The sequence below is a fragment of the Nitratidesulfovibrio liaohensis genome (assembly GCF_011682075.1).
Lineage (GTDB): Bacteria > Desulfobacterota > Desulfovibrionia > Desulfovibrionales > Desulfovibrionaceae > Cupidesulfovibrio > Cupidesulfovibrio liaohensis.
Genome location: NZ_VSMK01000240.1, coordinates 1 through 4,144, shown reverse-complemented (window position 1 = coordinate 4,144; position 4,144 = coordinate 1). Strand labels below are relative to the sequence as shown.

Annotated in this window: 2 protein-coding genes; both read left to right on the top strand. The window is 66.0% G+C overall.

The window, feature by feature from the left end; translation table 11 throughout:
* Positions 1-119 precede the first annotated feature (119 nt).
* A complete protein-coding gene (gene secA, locus FVW27_RS09305) occupies positions 120-2,654 on the top strand; it encodes a preprotein translocase subunit SecA (protein WP_167124567.1) in 2,535 nt (844 codons plus the stop codon).
* A 686-nt stretch (positions 2,655-3,340) separates the two neighbouring features.
* Positions 3,341-4,144 (top strand): bifunctional ornithine acetyltransferase/N-acetylglutamate synthase (locus tag FVW27_RS09300; protein WP_208294717.1); only part of this gene is annotated, 804 nt, incomplete at its 3' end.

Sequence of the window (4,144 nt, the reverse complement as noted above, 5' to 3'; positions counted from 1 at the left end):
GGCAGACCGGTCCGTCGGCCCTGCGGCCATCGCCAGCCCCGCCCCGCGCGGGGCCTTATGCGCGGCAACCGGCCATCGCCGCCCCGCGTTCCCACCGCCCCCACCTTTCGGGAGAAGGAATGTTCGATACCCTGTTCAAAAGCATCTTCGGCTCTTCCAACGACCGCTACATCAAGCGCTGCCGCACCCGCGTCGAGGCCATCAACGCCCTTGAACCGCAGATGCAGGCCCTTGCCGACGCAGACTTTCCGGCGCGCATTGCCGAATACCGCGAACAGGCCCAGAACGGTCGCAGCCTGGACGACCTGCTGCCCGAAGTCTTTGCGCTGACGCGCGAGGCGGGCAAGCGCGTCCTGAACATGCGCCACTTCGACGTGCAGTTGGTGGGCGGCATGGTGCTGCACGAAGGCCGCATCGCCGAAATGAAGACCGGTGAAGGCAAGACCCTTGTGGCAACCCTGCCCGTGGTGCTGAACGCCATTTCCGGCCTTGGCGTGCACGTGGTCACCGTCAACGACTACCTGGCCAAGCGCGACGCCGCATGGATGGGCCGCCTGTACAACTTCCTGGGGCTTTCCGTGGGCGTCATCGTGCATGGCCTGTCCGACGAGGAACGCAAGGAAGCCTACGGCGCCGACATCACCTACGGCACCAACAACGAATTCGGCTTCGACTACCTGCGCGACAACATGAAGTTCTACCCGCACCAACTGGTGCAGCGCGAACACAATTTCGCCATCGTGGACGAAGTGGACTCCATCCTCATCGACGAAGCGCGCACGCCGCTGATCATCTCCGGCCCGTCGGAGGATTCCACCGGCCTCTACCGCCGCGTGGACGACATCATCCCCAAGCTTTCGGCCGAAACCCACTTTTCCGTGGACGAAAAGGCCCGCACCGCCACACTCACCGACGAGGGCGTGGCCAAGTGCGAAGAGCTGCTGGGCATCGACAACCTGTTCGACCCCGGCAACATCACCTTCCAGCACCACGTGTTGCAGGCCCTGAAGGCCCACCACGTGTTCCGGCGCGACGTGGACTACATCGTCACCCCCGAAGACCAGGTGGTCATCGTGGACGAATTCACGGGCCGCCTCATGCCGGGCCGCCGCTTCAGCGACGGGCTGCACCAGGCGCTGGAAGCCAAGGAAAAGGTGAAGGTTGAAGCGGAAAACCAGACGCTGGCCTCCATCACCTTCCAGAACTACTTCCGCATGTACAAGAAGCTGGCGGGCATGACCGGCACGGCGGACACCGAAGCCGTGGAATTCCAGCAGATATACGGGTTGCAGGTCATCACCATACCGACCAACAGGCCCATGGTCCGCAAGGACTACCCGGATTCCATCTACCGCACCCGGCGCGAAAAGTTCGAGGCCATCGTGGCCGCCATCGGCGAACTGCACAAGAGCGGCCAGCCGGTGCTGGTGGGCACCATTTCCATCGAGACGTCGGAACTGCTTTCGGCCATGCTCAAGAAGACGGGCGTGCCGCACAACGTGCTGAACGCCAAACACCACGAGCAGGAAGCCGAAATCGTGGCTCAGGCGGGCCAGCGCGGCAAGGTCACCATCGCCACCAACATGGCGGGCCGCGGCACCGACATCGTGCTGGGTGAAGGCGTGCGCGAAAGCGGCGGCCTGCACATCCTGGGTACCGAACGCCATGAAAGCCGCCGCATCGACAACCAGTTGCGCGGTCGCTCGGGCCGCCAGGGCGACCCCGGTTCTTCGCGGTTCTACCTTTCGCTCGAAGACGACCTGATGCGCCTGTTCGGGTCCGACCGCATCTCCGGCCTGATGCAGAAGCTGGGCATGGAAGAAGGCGAACCCATTGAGAACCGCATGGTCAGCCGGGCCATCGAAAACGCCCAGAAGCGCGTGGAAGGCCACAACTTCGAAATCCGCAAGACCTTGCTGGACTACGACAACGTCATGAACCAGCAGCGCGAGGTCATCTACACCCTGCGCCGCGAAACCATGATGGAGGCGGACCTTGAAGAAACCGCCGTCGAGTTCATGGACGACCTGTTCGACGAAATCTACGGCGACGCGGAGCAAGGCAAGGGCAGCGAGGGCGACGACGCCAAGGCCTACGCCATGGCCCGCCTGCGCGACGTGTTCAACATCACCCGCGTGCTGCCCCTGACGGATGGCAACCTGCCCGACCGCGAAACCGCGCGCGGCGCCGTGCTGTCCATCCTGGACGAACTGAAGCGCGACACCGGCGAGGTGTACCGCGACATCCTGCGCTTCTTCCTGCTGGAAGAAGTGGACCGCTGCTGGAAGGAACACCTGCTGAACATGGACCACCTGCGCGACGGCATCGGCCTGCGCGGATACGGCCAGCGCGACCCCAAGCAGGAATACAAGCGCGAGGGCTTCTCGCTGTTCCAGGAAATGCTGTTCCGCGTGCGCGAAAACCTGTTCCGCGCCCTGACCCGCCTGCGCATCCAGCGCGAGGAACAGGCGCCGCCGGAAGAACTGAAGCAGGAATTCAAGCACAAGGAAGAGCCCAAGAGCCTGAACTATTCCGGCGCGCAGAAGGAAACCCCGTCCGCCGCGCCCGAACGACGAGGCGAGCCCAAGGTTGGCCGCAATGACCCGTGCCCCTGCGGCAGCGGCCAGAAATACAAGAAGTGCTGCGGCGCGTAACGCGCCGTACGGCACAGTCGCACACAGTCAGGGGCGGAGCGGGTAATACCCGCTCCGCCCCTGACCGTTGGGGCAGACGGCCTTCCGGCTGACCCGACGGCGCCGCACGAGCGCAGGCGGCATGCACTGCCGCCGTAAAACAATCGTGCGGACGTGCCTTTGCAAGACCCGGCTTCCGGGGCTTGCCATCCGTCATGGACCGGAGCGGGTATTACCCGCTCCGCCCCTGTCCGTTGGGGCAGACGGCCTTCCGGCTGACCCGACGGCGCCGCACGAGTGCAGGCGGCATGAACTGCCGCCGTAAAATGTTCGTGCGGACGTGCCTTTGCAAGACCCGGCTTCCGGGGCTTGCCATCCGTCATGGACCGGAGCGGGTAATACCCGCTCCGCCCCTGACCGTTGGGGCAGACGGCCTTCCGGCTGACCCGACGGCGCCGCACGAGCGCAGGCGGCATGCACTGCCGCCGTAAAACGATCGTGCGGACGTGCCTTTGCAAGACCCGGCTTCCGGGGCTTGCCATCCGTCATGGACCGGAGCGGGGGTTCTCGCGCCGCCCTTCACTTTTCCGGGACTTGCCCGTAATACGCACCACGTGTCCGCCGTACGCCGAATGGCGCGGCGCCACGCGCCAGCGGGCACCCCACGCACCCGACAACCGGCCCACCGGGCCGAACACGGAGCCAGTATGGCCACCAACGACACCCCGGCAGCGTCCCCGACCAGCAACGGAGAAATCCCCGCCACCTGCGCGGCCCCCAAGGGCTTCCGCTTTGCCACCACGGGCGCCGGGTTCCGAAAGTCGGGTAGGGACGACCTGGCGCTGGTGGTCAGCGATACCCCCGCCGTGGCCGCCGCCGTGTTCACCAAAAACCTGTTCCAGGCCGCCCCGGTGCTGGTGGCGCGCGACATTCTGGCCCGCGCCCCCAAGGCCCGCGCGGTGCTGATCAATTCCGGCCAGGCCAACGCCTGCACCGGCGACGAAGGCCTGACCAACTGCCGCGCCACGCTGGAACTGGTGGCCGCCGCCACCGGCCTTGTGCCGCAGGACATCCTGCCCGCGTCCACGGGGGTCATCGGCGCGCAACTGGCCATGGACAAGTGGGCCGCCGCCGTGCCCGACCTTGCGGCAAACCTTGGCAAGAAGAGCCCGGAAGATTTCGCCAAAGCCATCATGACCACCGACGCCTTTCCCAAGTTCGCCTCGCGCACGGTGGAGCTTTCCGGCGGCACGGTGACCCTGGTGGGCATGGCCAAGGGCGCGGGCATGATCTGCCCCAACATGGCGACCATGCTGGCCACCGTGCTGTGCGACGCCGACGTGGAACCCGCCGCCTGGCAGGCCCTGTTCCGCGACGCGGTGGACGCCACCTTCAACCGCGTGACAGTGGACGGTGACACCTCCACCAACGACACCGTGTTCGGGCTGGCCAACGGCGCATCCGGCGTGGCCGCGCGCGGCGCGGACCTGGCCGTGCTGGGCGCGGCGCTT